Origin of the sequence: Franconibacter sp. IITDAS19 (genome assembly GCF_023079515.1) — a bacterium.
Classification (GTDB): domain Bacteria; phylum Pseudomonadota; class Gammaproteobacteria; order Enterobacterales; family Enterobacteriaceae; genus Franconibacter; species Franconibacter pulveris.
The window spans coordinates 1-14,840 of sequence record NZ_JALJCP010000013.1; the positions used below are offsets into that span (position 1 = coordinate 1).

The following is a 14,840-nucleotide window of genomic DNA, read 5'->3' on the forward strand; positions in this document are numbered from 1 at the left end:
AGTTCTCTTTTCGCCGCAACAGGAAAATGACAGAAAAATGACTGACTGCTGCATTCCCCAGCAAAACCCGCCCTTATACCCTTTTATATACAGAGTTATCCACAAACCCGGCTGAGCCCGAAATTTTGCGAGCGCCGCGCAAACGTTTTCGTTACAATGCCCCCCCGATGACAAGGATGCCCCTTTCGGGGCGTTAGCTGAGTTTTGCGAGAAGAAATGTGCAATATTCAGCTAACGCTCTTTGCAATGAACCAAAATCCAGGGGATTTAATACCATGCAACAACGTCGTCCTGTACGCCGCGCTCTGCTCAGCGTTTCTGATAAAGCCGGTATCGTCGAATTTGCCCAGGCGCTCTCTCAACGTGGCGTCGAGCTGCTCTCTACAGGCGGCACTGCGCGCCTGCTGGCGCAAGCGGGCCTGCCGGTCACCGAAGTCTCTGACTATACCGGTTTCCCGGAAATGATGGATGGACGCGTCAAAACCCTGCATCCCAAAGTACATGGCGGCATCCTCGGCCGCCGCGGTCAGGATGATGAGATAATGGCGCAGCATGCCATCTCCCCTATCGATATGGTGGTCGTCAACCTTTATCCCTTTGCCCAGACCGTTGCCCGTGAAGGCTGTACGCTGGAAGACGCGGTAGAAAATATTGATATCGGCGGCCCGACAATGGTCCGTTCCGCCGCCAAGAACCATAAAGATGTCGCTATTGTGGTTAAGAGCAGCGACTACGAAGCCATTATTAATGAGCTGGACGCGAACGAAGGCTCGCTCACGCTTGAAACCCGTTTCGACCTTGCGATTAAAGCTTTCGAGCATACCGCCGCTTATGACGGCATGATTGCCAACTACTTCGGCAGCCTTGTGCCCGCCTATCATGGTGAGACGAAAGAGCCAGCCGGCCGCTTCCCGCGCACGCTGAACCTGAGCTTTATTAAAAAGCAGGATATGCGTTACGGCGAGAATAGCCACCAGCAAGCGGCCTTCTATATAGAAGAAGAGATAAAAGAGGCTTCCGTTGCCACTGCGCAGCAGGTGCAGGGTAAAGCGCTCTCTTATAACAACATCGCAGACACCGACGCGGCGCTGGAATGCGTTAAAGAGTTTAGCGAACCGGCCTGCGTTATCGTTAAACATGCCAACCCGTGCGGCGTGGCGGTGAGCAACTCTATTCTGGAAGCTTACGACCGCGCCTATAAAACCGACCCGACTTCCGCCTTCGGCGGCATTATCGCTTTCAACCGCGAGCTGGATGCGCAAACCGCGCAGGCGATTATCTCCCGCCAGTTTGTAGAGGTGATTATCGCTCCGTCCGCCAGCGAAGAAGCGCTGAAAATCACCGCGGCTAAACAGAACGTACGCGTGCTGGTTTGCGGCGAGTGGCAATCCCGCGTTGCGGGCCTTGATTTCAAACGCGTGAATGGCGGGCTGCTGGTACAGGACCGCGACCTGGGTATGGTGACCGAAGGCGATCTGCGTGTAGTGACGAAACGCCAGCCGACCGAACAGGAACTGCGCGACGCGCTGTTCTGCTGGAAAGTTGCAAAGTTTGTGAAGTCTAACGCCATCGTTTATGCGAAAGAGAACATGACCATCGGCATCGGCGCGGGTCAGATGAGCCGCGTTTACTCGGCTAAAATCGCTGGCATCAAAGCAGGGGATGAAGGGCTGGAAGTAAAAGGCTCCGCCATGGCCTCTGACGCGTTCTTCCCGTTCCGCGACGGCATCGACGCAGCCGCAGCCGTAGGCGTGACCTGCGTGATTCAGCCGGGCGGCTCTATTCGCGACGATGAAGTTATCGCTGCGGCAGATGAGCACGGCCTTGCAATGATCTTCACCGACATGCGTCATTTCCGTCATTAATCAGGGAGCGTAACAATGAAAGTATTAGTGATTGGCAACGGCGGGCGCGAGCATGCGCTGGCCTGGAAAGCCGCGCAGTCGCCGAAGGTGGAAACGGTATTTGTCGCGCCGGGCAATGCTGGCACCGCGCTTGAGCCGACGTTGCAGAATGTCGCTATCAGCGCGACCGATATTCCGGCGCTGCTGAGCTTTGCGCAGAATGAGAAAATCGATCTCACCATTGTCGGCCCCGAAGCGCCGCTGGTGATTGGCGTCGTGGATGCCTTTCGTGAAGCCGGCCTGATGATTTTCGGCCCGACGAAGGGCGCAGCGCAGCTTGAAGGTTCAAAAGCGTTCACCAAGGACTTCCTGGCGCGTCATCACATCCCGACGGCGGAGTATCAGAACTTCACCGATATCGAGCCAGCGTTAGCTTATATTCGCAAACAAGGCGCGCCGATTGTTATCAAAGCCGACGGTCTGGCGGCAGGCAAAGGCGTAATTGTCGCCATGACGCTGGAAGAAGCGGAAGCGGCGGCGAAAGATATGCTGGCAGGCAACGCGTTTGGCGACGCGGGCCACCGTATTGTGGTGGAAGAGTTCCTCGACGGCGAAGAGGCCAGCTTTATCGTGATGGTGGACGGCGAGCATGTTGAGCCGATGGCCACCAGCCAGGATCATAAGCGCGTGGGCGACGGCGACACCGGCCCGAATACTGGCGGCATGGGCGCATACTCCCCGGCGCCGGTTGTTACTGATGAAGTCTTCCAGCGCGCCATGGACCGCGTGATATGGCCTACCGTGCGCGGCATGGCGGCGGAAGGCAACACGTATACTGGCTTCCTGTATGCCGGTCTGATGATCGACAAACAGGGCAACCCGAAGGTGATTGAATTCAACTGCCGCTTCGGCGATCCGGAAACGCAGCCTATCATGTTGCGCCTGCAGTCTGATCTTGTGGATCTGTGCCTGGCCGCCTGCGAAGGCAAGCTCGATACCGTGCAGTCGCAATGGGATCCGCGCCCTTCTCTTGGCGTGGTGATGGCGGCAGGCGGTTATCCGGGCGACTACCGCACCGGCGACGTTATTCACGGCCTGCCGCTGGAAGAGATTGCCAACGGCGACGGCAAAGTTTTCCACGCCGGCACGAAGCTGCGTGAAGACGAGCAGGTGGTCACCAGCGGCGGACGCGTACTGTGCGTAACGGCGCTTGGCGACAGCGTGGCGCAGGCGCAGCAGCGCGCTTATAAGCTGATGGCGGATATTCACTGGGACGGCTGTTTCAGCCGCCAGGATATCGGCTATCGCGCTATTGCTCGCGAGCAGCAAAAGTAATACGCGCAGGCGTAAATAAAAAGCGGCGGGTTATCCCGCCGCTTTTTTTATCTTTATCAGAAGCTGTCAGCTTTTGGCTGCCAGCGACAGTAATCCTGATTGGCCACCAGCAGAAGCTGCGCGCCATCCGGCGCTTCCAGCCAGGCCACGCTGACGTCGAGCGAGGAGCGGCTTTGGCGGCGTTCAATATGGCTTATCGCGCGCGCGTCAAGCTCTGGCTTTACCGTTTGCCCTTCACACGTTGTCACCGTGCGGTCTGCATGCCAACGGCCCTGACGCAGCACCACTCGTCCAGCGCGAAGCGCATTACTGATATTATGCAGTTGCTCTGCGCGGTACTGATAAAGCGCTATCTGGTCGCTTGAGAGCTGCTGTTTCTGACCGTTTACCTCGCGCTGCATAAAGCTCAGGTTACCGCGGTCGTCGAAGCGGGCCTTAATGATTTCCGGCGGCTTGCCGTAAACGTTGATTTCAATAGAAGAGAGCTGGTCGCCCTGCCAGCGGTAGTCGCTGGTTGACGTGTCGCCACTGCGCCAGGGGCTGAAGGCAGTAAAAAGATGAACCGTATCGCCGCTGTCTTTACGCCAGATTCGTACCGCGCCCTGGTCGGCCGCATAGCCGCTGGCGGTAAAAGCAGGAAGCGAATCGTCATGGCTACAGGCGCTCAGCAGCAATGCGCCTGCAAGCACCCCGAGCGGACGGCGGATAAACAAAAGGGGCGATATCGCCCCTCTGTTAAAACTGTTCACTGCCATGCGCAATCTTATTTGATAGCGTCTTTCAGTGCTTTACCAGAAACAAACGCCGGCACGTTAGCTGCGGCGATTTTGATTTCTTTACCGGTCTGCGGGTTGCGGCCAGTACGCTCAGCGCGGTGGTTCACTTTGAAGGTTCCGAAACCAACCAGTTGTACAGCATCACCTTCTTTCAGAGACTCAGTAATCGCAGCCAGAGTGGATTCCAGAGCAGCTTTCGCTTGCGCTTTAGACAGGTCAGCCTTGTCCGCAATTACATCAATCAGTTGAGTCTTGTTCATAAGTTATCCTTACAATGTGTTTATCGCTTGCTAAGCATCGAGTGCGACGGAAATGCCTGAAAAGCACTCTCCTGCATACACGCACCGATAGCCACTTTTTTTCGCCTCCCAAATGTAGACCAGACGGGGGGCTAATTGGAAGCCTTCAGGTGAGACAAAACAGGTCGTAAATCACGTTTTGTTGTCTCATTGCTGCAAATTTATACCGATATTACTGACGCCATCTTCGCGCAGGTCGCTGCGCAGCCCCTTGATTAGCTCCACATCCCGCTCTTCGCAGGCGGCGAGCAGACGGAAAATTTCCCACTGAATATCCCATTCCTGCTCTACCGCCGGGTTGGCTTTCAGCTCATCATCGGTCATTTCGCGCCCGGCCTGAGTCATCTCCAGCATCGATACGGTGGTGATTGAGGTTTTGCTGACTTCGATAGCGTGTTCCAGCGTTTCGCCGCTCAGGCGAGAGTGAAGCAGCTCGCTCAGCGCCACGCAGGCGTCAATCGCCGGGTATACACCATAGATATCGTAGTCATCGGCAGACGGGATAGCCTCTTCCAGCTTTTCAAGCTGGCTGTCGAAGTTGACCTTCGCGTCCTTCACCGTCAGCGTTTCCCAGATAAGGTCGAGGATACGACGGTACACCGCCGCATCGCCAAAGCCGGTTTGCTGACAAAACATGGCGTAGTTAGGGTACATACGCTCGCAGAGCGACGCCATAAAAGTCACATGCTGCCAGCTTTCCAGCTTCTCCAGGCGCAGGTGAATGGGGTTTTGTAACATAGTGGTCTCTCACGAACCGAAAATTAGCCGCAGTTTACCTCAATCACCCCTGAATTTCTTGCCAACGTACAAAGGCCGGACGTCCGGAAGCCACCGCATCGGCCCAGCGCGTCGGCTCCGGCAAACGGTAGCCCTTCGTGCAGCGCTGTACCCAGCCCAGCGCGGTATCCAGACCGACACGATGGCCGGTGGAGACAAAGAGCGGGTTGCAGCGGTTTTTACTGCGCCAGACCCAGGCGAGCTGCTCGCCCTTGTCCATGAGCGGCGCCACCGCGCCCGGCTCGTCGGAGAGCGGTTCGAACTTGCCGCAAAGCCGCTTTTTGGCGACGCCAATGGTGGGCACGTCGATCAGCATGCCGAAGTGGCTGGCGACGCCCAGCCGACGAGGGTGGGAAATACCGTGGCCATCGACAAAAAGCAGGTCGGGTTTACGTGAAAGTTTTTCCCACGCCGCCAGCAGCGCAGGATATTCGCGAAAAGAGAGAAAGCCGGGAATGTAAGGCATCGTGGTGGCGATGCGCGCCACCTGATACTCCACCAGCTCAAGAGAGGGATACTTAAGCAGAACCATCGCAGCGCGGGTCACTTCGCCGCCCTGCTCAAAACCAACATCCGCGCCGCCGATAAAAGCGGGCGTCTCGGTTATCAGGCGATCCTCACGGACCACCTTAGAAGCCAGTTCCAGTTGTTGTGCGCGCAGCGCTGCAAGATCCATTTCTTCTCCTTACTGATGATAAGGCGCAGACAGCCGATGCACCGCCTCCACGAACGCGCCTGCATGCTCTGGCGGCACATCCTGATGAATGCCATGTCCGAGGTTGAACACATGGCCTTCGCCCTTGCCGAAACCAGCAAGTATAGTCGCCACTTCCTCTTCAATGCGGGCAGGTGACGCATAAAGCATCGACGGATCCATATTGCCCTGCAACGCCACTTTGTCACCCACCCGGCGGCGGGCGTCGGCGATATCGGTCGTCCAGTCGAGACCCAGCGCGTCGCAGCCCGTTTCCGCCATCGCTTCCAGCCACTGGCCGCCGCCTTTGGTGAAAAGCGTCACCGGCACCCGGCGGCCTTCATTCTCGCGCAGCAGGCCATCGACGATTTTATGCATATAGTAGAGCGAGAACTGCTGGTAATCGCGGCCAGTCAGCACGCCGCCCCAGGTATCGAAAATCATGACCGACTGCGCGCCCGCGCGGATTTGCGCGTTCAGGTAGAGCGTGACGCTTTGCGCAAGCTTGTCGAGCAGCGCGTGCAGCGTCATCGGCTCGGCATACATCATCTTTTTAATCTGCGTGAAAGCCTTGCTGCTGCCGCCTTCCACCATATAAGTGGCAAGCGTCCAGGGACTGCCGGAAAAACCGATCAGCGGCACTTCGCCCTTCAGCTCCCGGCGGATAGTGCGCACGGCGTTCATCACGTAACCCAGCTCCTGCTCCGGGTCCGGCACCGGCAGCTTATCCACATCCGCTTTGCCGGCAATGGGCGAGGTAAAGCGCGGGCCTTCGCCAGCTTCGAAATAGAGTCCAAGCCCCATCGCATCGGGAATGGTGAGAATGTCCGAAAAGAGGATCGCCGCATCAAGCGGATAACGGCGCAGCGGCTGCAGCGTCACTTCACAGGCGAGCTCGCCGTTTTTACACAGCGACATAAAGTCGCCCGCCTGAGCCCGGGTGGCTTTGTACTCCGGTAAATAGCGCCCCGCCTGTCTCATCATCCACACCGGGGTGACATCCACAGGCTGGCGCAGCAGCGCGCGCAGGTAACGATCGTTTTTCAGTTCGGTCATTTTTATCTTTCCTTAAGAGGCAGGCCGGTAGTTTACCACGTCATTCGTACTCTGCCCGGCACTGCGCGACCGTATCTTCGATTAACCGGCGCGCCACGGTGCCTGGCGGCGGCAACAGCGGCAGCTGGTCGTAGCGATACCAGCCAGCATCCAGCAGCTCTTTCGGGTCGATTTTGATGTCGCCGCTGTCATAATCCGCTACAAAAGCGGTCATCAGCGACTGCGGGAACGGCCAGGGCTGCGAAGTCACATAGCGCAGGTTTTTCACGCGAATGCTGCTCTCCTCCATCACTTCACGCGCCACCGCCTGCTCCAGCGTCTCACCTACTTCCACAAAACCGGCCAGCACGGTGTAAACGCCGTTGCGGTGACGGGTATGCTGGGCGAGCAGGATTTTATCTTCGCGGCGAATGGCGACGATGATGCAGGGCGCGATTTGCGGGTAGTAGCGCTCGTGGCAATGGCCGCACAGCATCGCCCACTCGCTTTTACTGTTATGCATGGTGTGCCCGCAGTAGCCGCAAAACTTATGCGAGCGGAAGAACTCCGCCAGCTGCACGCCGCGCCCGGCAAGCTGAAACAGCCCGACATCCTGATCCATAAGCTGGCGCACCGAGCCCATCTCCTGACGTCGGTTCTGGTTCACCAGCCAGACGGGCTCATTCTGCCACTCGCCAATCTGGCGGGCCGGCACGCCGACCAGGTCTAATGCCTGGGCGTTGCCGTACGGTAATTCACCCTGTGGCAACCATAATTTCTGTTCATGGCTGACTATCCACCAGCCATGGTCTAACTTTTCTATAGGACGTTCCATAACGTATTGCACTACCTCTGCTTCACTGGCATGTTGGTAACAATGTTTTTACAAATTTTGGGTCTTTTGGCGCTTTAATCTTATAACTCACGGAGTCAATCATGCTAAACCAGCTGAAAAGTCTGACAGAACGCGTTGGGGGCAGTAACGAGCTCGTTGATAGCTGGCTTAATGCTCGCAACAATCTGTTAGTCGCTTATTACAATGTGGTTGGTATCAAGCCTGGCAAGGAATCGCTGACGGCGCTGGATGAAAAAGCGCTGGATGATTTTTGTCACAGCCTGGTGGACTATCTCTCCGCCGGTCACTTCAGTATTTATGAACGCATTATCAGCGAAATGGAAGGCACCAGCCCGCTGCTGGCCGCTACGCAAATCTATCCGCAGTTGGAAGCCAATACCCAGGAAATCATGGCGTACTACGACAGCAACCTGGAAAACGCTATTGATCACGACAACTGCATTGAGTTCCAGCAGGCCCTCTCCGGTATCGGCGAGGCGCTGGCGACGCGCTTTACTTATGAAGATCAGCTTATCATGCTGGCTTTCGATAATAATCTCGGCAGCAGCGCGAACGATGAAGCGGCGCTTGCGCGTCCGGCTTGAGTTTCGCTGTATTAACGCGTAGTTTACAACCAGCCCCGTTCGTTTAGCGGGGTTTTATCTTGTCGGAGTGCCCAGTACATCAGTACGGGCTGAGACCGTTAATTCGGGATCCGCGGAACCTGATCAGGTTAATACCTGCGAAGGGAACAAGAGTAAATCAGCTGTACAGGCGCCTTTCCGGGCGCTCCTGTCTGTTACTCCTTCCGTCGTCTGACAAGCCACTCCTGAAACGTAACTGGAATGCGCTATGTCTGTACCCATCAAACCCAATCGCCGCGAACAGCGCGCGCAAGCACAGCAGTTTATCGAGACGCTCGAAGGCACCGCCTTCCCCAACTCAACGCGTATTTACCTCACCGGCAGCCGCGACGATATCCGCGTCCCGATGCGCGAGATAGCGCTTAGCCCTACGCTCATCGGCGGCAGCAAAGAAAACCCGCAGTATGAAGCAAACGAGCCGGTACCCGTTTATGACACGTCCGGCCCCTATGGCGACCCGTCCATTACCATCGATGTGCATCAGGGTCTGGCGAAGCTGCGCCAGCCGTGGATTGCCGCGCGTAACGACGCAGAAGCGCTCACCGGCCGCAGTTCAGCCTATACCCGTGAGCGGCTGGCGGACGATAACCTGGATGAATTGCGCTTTACCGGCCTGCTTACGCCGCTGCGCGCGAAGCCCGGCAAGCGAGTCACGCAACTGCACTATGCACGCCAGGGCATCATCACGCCGGAAATGGAGTTTATCGCCATCCGTGAAAACATGGGCCGCGAGCGCATCCGCGGCGAAGTGCTGCGCCAGCAGCATCCGGGCGAAGGGTTTGGCGCAACGCTGCCTGCAAACATTACGCCGGAGTTTGTGCGCGACGAAGTCGCCGCCGGCCGCGCTATCATTCCCGCCAACATTAACCACCCGGAAGCCGAGCCGATGATTATCGGGCGAAACTTCCTCGTGAAAGTGAACGCCAACATCGGCAACTCGGCGGTCACGTCGTCGATTGAAGAAGAGGTGGAAAAGCTGGTCTGGGCCACCCGCTGGGGCGCGGATACGGTGATGGACCTCTCTACCGGTCGTTATATTCATGAAACCCGGGAATGGATTTTACGTAACAGCCCGGTCCCCATCGGCACGGTGCCGATTTATCAGGCGCTGGAGAAAGTGAACGGCATCGCCGAAGACCTGACCTGGGAGATGTTCCGCGATACGCTGCTGGAGCAGGCGGAACAGGGCGTTGATTACTTCACCATTCACGCCGGCGTGCTGCTGCGCTATGTGCCGATGACCGCGAAACGCCTGACCGGCATCGTCTCCCGCGGCGGCTCGATCATGGCGAAATGGTGCCTTTCTCACCACCAGGAAAACTTCCTCTACGAACACTTCCGCGAAATCTGCGAAATTTGCGCCGCCTATGATGTTTCGCTCTCGCTTGGTGACGGCCTGCGCCCCGGCTCTATTCAGGACGCCAATGACGAAGCGCAGTTCGCCGAGCTGCATACGCTGGGCGAGCTGACGAAAATCGCCTGGGAATATGACGTGCAGGTAATGATTGAAGGCCCCGGGCATGTGCCGATGCAGATGATTCGTCGCAACATGACCGAAGAGCTGGAGCACTGCCATGAAGCGCCCTTCTACACGCTGGGGCCGCTCACGACCGACATCGCGCCGGGTTACGATCATTTCACGTCCGGCATTGGCGCGGCGATGATTGGCTGGTTCGGCTGCGCCATGCTCTGTTATGTCACGCCGAAAGAGCATCTCGGCCTGCCGAATAAAGACGATGTGAAGCAGGGGCTTATCACTTATAAAATCGCCGCCCACGCCGCCGACCTCGCTAAAGGCCATCCCGGCGCGCAAATTCGTGATAACGCCATGTCGAAAGCGCGCTTCGAATTCCGCTGGGAAGACCAGTTCAACCTGGCGCTCGACCCGTTCACCGCCCGCGCTTACCACGACGAAACGCTGCCGCAGGAGTCAGGGAAAGTGGCGCACTTCTGCTCAATGTGCGGCCCCAAATTCTGCTCGATGAAAATCACCCAGGAAGTGCGCGATTACGCGGCTAAGCAGGAAATTGCCTCGGGTATGAACGACATGTCTAACGCCTTTCGCGCTAAAGGCGGCGAGATTTACCTGCGCAAGGAGGAGGCATAATGTACCGGCCCGATTTTCCCGCTACGCCTTTTCGCCTGGGGCTCTATCCGGTGGTAGACAGCGTGGAGTGGATTGAGCGCCTGCTGGACGCGGGCGTGCGCACGATTCAGCTACGCATTAAGGATAAAACTGACGATGCCGTTGAAGCAGATGTAATCGCTGCTATCGCCCTTGGCAAGCGCTATGCCGCCCGTCTGTTTATCAACGACTACTGGCGGCTGGCGATAAAGCACCAGGCGTACGGCGTGCATCTTGGCCAGGAGGATTTGCAAACGACCGACCTCGCCGCCATCCGTCAGGCCGGGCTGCGGCTTGGCGTCTCCACCCATGACGATATGGAAATCGACGTGGCGCTGGCGGTTCGCCCTTCTTATATCGCGCTCGGTCATGTTTTTCCGACGCAGACTAAACAGATGCCCTCTGCGCCGCAGGGATTACAGCAGCTGGCAGCGCACGTCAAACGCCTTGCCGATTACCCGACGGTGGCGATTGGCGGCATCAGCCTTGCGCGTGCGCCGGCGGTGCTGGAAACCGGCGTCGGCAGCGTGGCGGTGGTAAGCGCTATCACTCAGGCTGAAGACTGGCGTAAGGCAACGGCGCAGTTGCTGGCGCTGGCGGGGGTGGGCGATGAATGACGCAGACTTCATGCGCTACAGCCGCCAGATCCTGCTTGAGGAGGTAGGCCTTGCGGGCCAGCAGCGGCTGCTCTCCAGCCGGGTATTGATCGTCGGCCTGGGGGGTTTAGGCTCGCCAGCTGCGCTCTATCTCGCTGGCGCAGGCGTCGGCGCGTTGTTGCTGGCGGATGACGATACGGTGCATATCAGCAACCTTCAGCGCCAGATCCTGTTTACCAGCAAGGAGATCGATCGACCAAAAGCGCAGGCGGCGCAGCGTCGGCTCGGAGAGCTGAACCCGCATCTGCGGCTTCAGGCATTGAAACAAAGACTGGAAGGCGACGCGCTGCGTGAAGCGGTTTCGCAGGTCGATCTGGTGCTGGATTGCAGCGACAACATGGCCACGCGCCAGGCGATAAATGCCGCCTGCGTAACGCTTAAGAAACCGCTTATTACCGCCAGCGCCGTCGGCTTTGGCGGACAGCTTGCGGTCTTCACGCCCCCTTTCGCGCATGGCTGCTACCGCTGTCTTTGGCCGCAGGAGAGCGAACCCGAACGCAACTGCCGCAACGCGGGCATTCTCGGCCCGGTGGTCGGCATGATGGGCGCGTTGCAGGCGCTGGAAGCCGTAAAACTGCTGTGCGGTATAGAAGCGGAGCGGAATTCGCTGCGTCTTTTTGATGGCCGCAGCCTGCAGTGGCGTACGCTGGCTTTGCAGCGGGCCGAAAGTTGTCCGGCATGTGGAGGGCGACATGCGCATTGTGCTTAATGATGAGCCCATGCAGTGCGGCGATAACCTTAACGCGCTTCAGTTACTCTCACAGCTGAATCTCGATAAGCCCGGCACCGCGCTTGCTGTCAACCAGACTATTGTGCCGCGCGAGCGGTGGCCGCATCACGTTTTGCAGGAAGGCGACAGCCTCCTGCTGTTTCAGGTTATCGCCGGAGGTTGAGATGCTACGCATTGCAGACAAAACGTTTACTTCCCGCCTTTTTACCGGTACAGGCAAATTCGCCTCGGCTGACATCATGGCGGCGGCCATTCGCGAAAGCGGCAGCGAGCTTGTAACGCTGGCGATGAAGCGCGTGGATTTGCGAAGCCGCAATGACGGCATCCTGGCGCCGCTGCAGGCGGCAGGCGTATCGCTTCTGCCGAACACATCGGGCGCAAAAACCGCCGAAGAGGCGATTTTCGCCGCTCAGCTGGCGCGCGAAGCGTTGGGCACCCACTGGGTAAAACTGGAGATCCATCCGGATGCCCGTTACCTGCTGCCGGACCCGATTGAAACGCTGAAAGCAGCGGAAAAGCTGGTGGCGATGGGCTTTGTGGTCCTGCCCTACTGCGGCGCCGACCCGGTGCTGTGTAAACGGCTTGAAGAAGCAGGCTGCGCGGCGGTGATGCCTCTCGGCGCGCCGATCGGCTCAAACCAGGGGCTGCAAACCCGCGCGCTGCTGGAAATCATCATTGAACAGGCTACGGTGCCTGTCGTTGTGGATGCCGGCATCGGCGTACCGAGCCACGCCGCTGAAGCGCTGGAGATGGGGGCCGCCGCGGTGCTGGTGAATACCGCTATCGCCGTAGCGAACGATCCGGTGCAGATGGCCCGCGCCTTTCGCCTGGCGGTAGAGGCCGGCGAGCTTGCCGCCCAGGCTGGAGCCGGCGCGCGTTACCGGCAGGCGCAGCCTTCCAGCCCGCTTACTGACTTCTTGCGCTACAGAGAGGTGGAGCAATGAAAGGGTTCACTGAACGCTGGCGCGAACTGGACTGGGATGACATTCAGTTGCGCATCAACAGCAAATCCGCCCGTGATGTCGAACGGGCGCTGGCCGCCCCGCGCCTCTCCCGCGAAGATATGATGGCCCTGCTCTCTCCCGCCGCCAGCGCTTATCTTGAGCCGCTGGCGCAGCGGGCGCAGCGCCTCACCCGTCAGCGCTTCGGCAATACGGTCAGCTTTTACGTTCCGCTTTATCTCTCCAATCTGTGCGCCAACGACTGCACCTATTGTGGTTTTTCAATGAGCAACCGCATTAAGCGTAAGACGCTGGATGCGGAGGAGATTGCCCGTGAATGCGAGGCTATCCGGTCGATGGGATTCGATAATCTGTTGCTGGTGACGGGCGAACATCAAACGAAAGTCGGCATGGATTATTTTCGTCGCCATTTGCCTGACATCCGCCGCCGCTTCGCCTCGTTGCAGATGGAAGTGCAACCGCTCTCGCAGGAGGAGTATGCCGAGCTGAAAACGCTGGGGCTGGATGGCGTGCTGGTTTACCAGGAAACCTATAATGAAACGGTTTACGCCCGCCATCACCTGCGCGGCAACAAGCAGGATTTTTTCTGGCGGTTGGAAACGCCGGATCGGCTGGGCCGCGCGGGTATTGATAAAATCGGCCTCGGCGCGTTGATTGGGCTTTCCGATAGCTGGCGCGCCGATTGCTTTATGGTGGCGGAGCATCTGCTCTGGCTGCAACAGCATTACTGGCAGAGCCGCTATTCTGTGGCCTTCCCTCGCCTTCGCCCCTGCGCAGGCGGTATTGAACCCGCGTCGTTAATGGATGAGCGTCAACTGGTGCAGGTTATCTGCGCCTTTCGCCTGTTCGCGCCGGAGGTAGAACTGTCGCTCTCTACGCGGGAATCGCCCTGGTTTCGCGATCGCGTTATTCCGCTCGCTATTAACAACGTTAGCGCCTTTTCGAAAACGCAGCCTGGCGGGTATGCGGACGACCATCCGGAGCTGGAGCAGTTCGCGCCTCATGATGGCCGCCGCCCTGATGAAGTCGCCCGGGCGCTGGCTAAGGCCGGGTTACAGCCGGTATGGAAAGACTGGGATAGCTACCTGGGAAGAGCTTCGCAAAAGAGTTGCAACTGATGCTGCCAGCGCGATAAAAGCGCCGCGTTACCTCGTAAGACGAAAGCGCGGCCGTTGAGCCGTTTTTATGTCGCCGGTAGGCTGGTTCTGCTGGTGAAGACCAGCCGGGGCGGTCTTTACACTCTCTCTTCCGCCCCGCCTCTCACGAGGGAACAGAGTCCAAATCGCAAAACTGTAACCGGTTTCAGTTTTTTGAGCTTTCTTTTGTGATGCCTTACGCACAATCGCACCAAAGCGGTTGTTGCTCTTTCAAACGATGGATAATTATCAATTATCAACCTGACACAGAGAGCGGACTATGAAGAACATCGTTTTATGCTGTGCTGCGGGCATGTCCACCAGCATGCTGGTTCAACGCATGAAAGACGCGGCGCAAAAGAAAGGGGTGGAAGTTTCTGTCAAAGCGGTGCCCGTTGCAGAATTTAAAGAGAACCTTGAAGGCGCAGATATCATTCTGCTGGGCCCGCAGGTGAAGTATGAGCAGGCTAAGCTACAGGCGATTGCCGAGCCGCTGGGCAAAAAGGTCGCGGTTATCGACATGATGGATTACGGCATGATGAAAGGTGATGCCGTACTGGATAAAGCGCTTAAGATGCTGGAGTGAAGCCATGGAAGACTTAGAAAACATCATCATGGAGTTACTGGTTAATGCGGGCGCTGCACGCAGCCAGGCGCTGAGCGCGCTTCAACTGGCGCGAAAAGGCGATTTCGCCGGCGCCGGGCAGGCGATGGAAGAGTCTCGCGAATTTGTTAAACACGCCCACAAAATTCAGACTCAGCTTATCGGGCTGGATGAGGGGAGCGGCAAGCTGCCGGTTAATCTCATTACCGTTCACTCTCAGGATCACCTGATGAACGCGATGGTCATTCAGGATTTGGCCGAGGATATGATTGAGCTTTATCGAAGATTGCCGTTGGTAAACTAGATTTCAACGCCGTCGTCAGACGGCGTTTTTTCTCTTATTCGCCTGGCCCTGAGGGTTAAACGTAATGGGCCCCATGACGCGGTT

Annotated in this window: 17 protein-coding genes and 1 riboswitch; of the genes, 11 read left to right on the plus strand and 6 right to left on the minus strand. The window is 57.7% G+C overall.

All coding sequences use genetic code 11. The features are described from left to right. Window positions 1-275 precede the first annotated feature (275 nt). Together purH and purD are read left to right on the plus strand one after the other, a co-directional pair. Complete coding sequence (gene purH / locus MT962_RS21775; RefSeq protein WP_024558448.1) at window positions 276-1,865, plus strand: bifunctional phosphoribosylaminoimidazolecarboxamide formyltransferase/IMP cyclohydrolase; 1,590 nt, start codon at window positions 276-278, stop codon at window positions 1,863-1,865. Window positions 1,866-1,880: 15 nt separating this feature from the next. Further along, window positions 1,881-3,179 (plus strand): phosphoribosylamine--glycine ligase, encoded by a 1,299-nt coding sequence (gene purD, locus MT962_RS21780; RefSeq protein ID WP_024561351.1) that lies wholly within the window; start codon window positions 1,881-1,883, stop codon window positions 3,177-3,179. 56 nt (window positions 3,180-3,235) lie between these two features. On the opposite strand, the gene MT962_RS21785 is transcribed toward purD, so the two are convergent. The 6 genes from MT962_RS21785 to nudC all read right to left on the minus strand — a co-directional run bounded on the left by MT962_RS21785 (window position 3,236) and on the right by nudC (window position 7,595). After that, window positions 3,236-3,928, minus strand: a complete 693-nt coding sequence (locus MT962_RS21785; RefSeq protein ID WP_247366401.1) for a DUF1481 domain-containing protein — start codon at window positions 3,926-3,928, stop codon at window positions 3,236-3,238. Window positions 3,929-3,942: 14 nt separating this feature from the next. Further along, window positions 3,943-4,215, minus strand: coding sequence for a nucleoid-associated protein HU-alpha (gene hupA / locus MT962_RS21790; protein WP_024553522.1), 273 nt, complete (start codon window positions 4,213-4,215; stop codon window positions 3,943-3,945). Window positions 4,216-4,401: 186 nt separating this feature from the next. Next, the gene (locus MT962_RS21795) at window positions 4,402-4,992 is read right to left on the minus strand and encodes a YjaG family protein (RefSeq protein WP_247366395.1); all 591 of its coding nucleotides are present in this window, start codon (window positions 4,990-4,992) and stop codon (window positions 4,402-4,404) included. Between the two features lie 43 nt (window positions 4,993-5,035). Then, complete coding sequence (nfi, locus tag MT962_RS21800; RefSeq protein ID WP_024558452.1) at window positions 5,036-5,707, minus strand: deoxyribonuclease V; 672 nt, start codon at window positions 5,705-5,707, stop codon at window positions 5,036-5,038. Between the two features lie 9 nt (window positions 5,708-5,716). Further along, entirely contained in the window at window positions 5,717-6,781 is a 1,065-nt protein-coding gene (gene hemE / locus MT962_RS21805) for a uroporphyrinogen decarboxylase (RefSeq protein ID WP_247366396.1), read from the minus strand. Between the two features lie 40 nt (window positions 6,782-6,821). After that, entirely contained in the window at window positions 6,822-7,595 is a 774-nt protein-coding gene (gene nudC, locus MT962_RS21810; protein ID WP_024558454.1) for an NAD(+) diphosphatase, read from the minus strand. 101 nt (window positions 7,596-7,696) lie between these two features. On the opposite strand from nudC, the gene MT962_RS21815 reads away from it, so the two are divergent. The 9 genes from MT962_RS21815 (at window position 7,697) to MT962_RS21855 (ending at window position 14,756) form a co-directional block, all read left to right on the plus strand. Next, complete coding sequence (locus MT962_RS21815; RefSeq protein WP_024558455.1) at window positions 7,697-8,200, plus strand: Rsd/AlgQ family anti-sigma factor; 504 nt, start codon at window positions 7,697-7,699, stop codon at window positions 8,198-8,200. Window positions 8,201-8,253: 53 nt separating this feature from the next. After that, window positions 8,254-8,363: riboswitch (TPP riboswitch) on the plus strand. Window positions 8,364-8,447: 84 nt separating this feature from the next. Further along, complete coding sequence (thiC, locus tag MT962_RS21820; RefSeq protein WP_024558456.1) at window positions 8,448-10,346, plus strand: phosphomethylpyrimidine synthase ThiC; 1,899 nt, start codon at window positions 8,448-8,450, stop codon at window positions 10,344-10,346. Beyond that, window positions 10,346-10,981 (plus strand): thiamine phosphate synthase, encoded by a 636-nt coding sequence (gene thiE / locus MT962_RS21825; protein WP_247366397.1) that lies wholly within the window; start codon window positions 10,346-10,348, stop codon window positions 10,979-10,981. Before thiC ends, thiE begins: the two co-directional genes overlap by 1 nt. Next, a complete protein-coding gene (locus MT962_RS21830; RefSeq protein WP_247366398.1) occupies window positions 10,974-11,729 on the plus strand; it encodes a HesA/MoeB/ThiF family protein in 756 nt (251 codons plus the stop codon). Before thiE ends, MT962_RS21830 begins: the two co-directional genes overlap by 8 nt. Further along, complete coding sequence (thiS, locus tag MT962_RS21835) at window positions 11,713-11,913, plus strand: sulfur carrier protein ThiS (RefSeq protein ID WP_024558459.1); 201 nt, start codon at window positions 11,713-11,715, stop codon at window positions 11,911-11,913. The genes MT962_RS21830 and thiS overlap by 17 nt, the downstream gene beginning before the upstream one ends. Before the next feature lies 1 nt (window position 11,914). Then, on the plus strand, window positions 11,915-12,694 hold the full coding sequence (gene thiG / locus MT962_RS21840; protein WP_247366399.1) for a thiazole synthase: 780 nt from the start codon (window positions 11,915-11,917) through the stop codon (window positions 12,692-12,694). Continuing rightward, on the plus strand, window positions 12,691-13,830 hold the full coding sequence (gene thiH / locus MT962_RS21845) for a 2-iminoacetate synthase ThiH (RefSeq protein ID WP_247366400.1): 1,140 nt from the start codon (window positions 12,691-12,693) through the stop codon (window positions 13,828-13,830). The genes thiG and thiH overlap by 4 nt, the downstream gene beginning before the upstream one ends. A gap of 298 nt (window positions 13,831-14,128) precedes the next feature. After that, window positions 14,129-14,434, plus strand: a complete 306-nt coding sequence (locus MT962_RS21850) for a PTS sugar transporter subunit IIB (RefSeq protein ID WP_024558462.1) — start codon at window positions 14,129-14,131, stop codon at window positions 14,432-14,434. A 4-nt stretch (window positions 14,435-14,438) separates the two neighbouring features. Continuing rightward, a complete protein-coding gene (locus MT962_RS21855) occupies window positions 14,439-14,756 on the plus strand; it encodes a PTS lactose/cellobiose transporter subunit IIA (protein WP_024558463.1) in 318 nt (105 codons plus the stop codon). Window positions 14,757-14,840 lie beyond the last annotated feature (84 nt).

Coding starts and splice junctions, on each gene's coding strand:
- thiG (WP_247366399.1), top strand. CDS start 11,915: ATGCTACGCATTGCAGACAAAACGTTTACTTCCCGCCTTTTTACCGGT.
- thiS (WP_024558459.1), top strand. CDS start 11,713: ATGCGCATTGTGCTTAATGATGAGCCCATGCAGTGCGGCGATAACCTT.
- hemE (WP_247366396.1), bottom strand. CDS start 6,781: ATGACCGAACTGAAAAACGATCGTTACCTGCGCGCGCTGCTGCGCCAG.
- thiH (WP_247366400.1), top strand. CDS start 12,691: ATGAAAGGGTTCACTGAACGCTGGCGCGAACTGGACTGGGATGACATT.
- thiC (WP_024558456.1), top strand. CDS start 8,448: ATGTCTGTACCCATCAAACCCAATCGCCGCGAACAGCGCGCGCAAGCA.
- thiE (WP_247366397.1), top strand. CDS start 10,346: ATGTACCGGCCCGATTTTCCCGCTACGCCTTTTCGCCTGGGGCTCTAT.
- hupA (WP_024553522.1), bottom strand. CDS start 4,215: ATGAACAAGACTCAACTGATTGATGTAATTGCGGACAAGGCTGACCTG.
- MT962_RS21795 (WP_247366395.1), bottom strand. CDS start 4,992: ATGTTACAAAACCCCATTCACCTGCGCCTGGAGAAGCTGGAAAGCTGG.
- purD (WP_024561351.1), top strand. CDS start 1,881: ATGAAAGTATTAGTGATTGGCAACGGCGGGCGCGAGCATGCGCTGGCC.
- MT962_RS21855 (WP_024558463.1), top strand. CDS start 14,439: ATGGAAGACTTAGAAAACATCATCATGGAGTTACTGGTTAATGCGGGC.
- MT962_RS21830 (WP_247366398.1), top strand. CDS start 10,974: ATGAATGACGCAGACTTCATGCGCTACAGCCGCCAGATCCTGCTTGAG.
- nudC (WP_024558454.1), bottom strand. CDS start 7,595: ATGGAACGTCCTATAGAAAAGTTAGACCATGGCTGGTGGATAGTCAGC.
- purH (WP_024558448.1), top strand. CDS start 276: ATGCAACAACGTCGTCCTGTACGCCGCGCTCTGCTCAGCGTTTCTGAT.
- MT962_RS21815 (WP_024558455.1), top strand. CDS start 7,697: ATGCTAAACCAGCTGAAAAGTCTGACAGAACGCGTTGGGGGCAGTAAC.
- MT962_RS21850 (WP_024558462.1), top strand. CDS start 14,129: ATGAAGAACATCGTTTTATGCTGTGCTGCGGGCATGTCCACCAGCATG.
- nfi (WP_024558452.1), bottom strand. CDS start 5,707: ATGGATCTTGCAGCGCTGCGCGCACAACAACTGGAACTGGCTTCTAAG.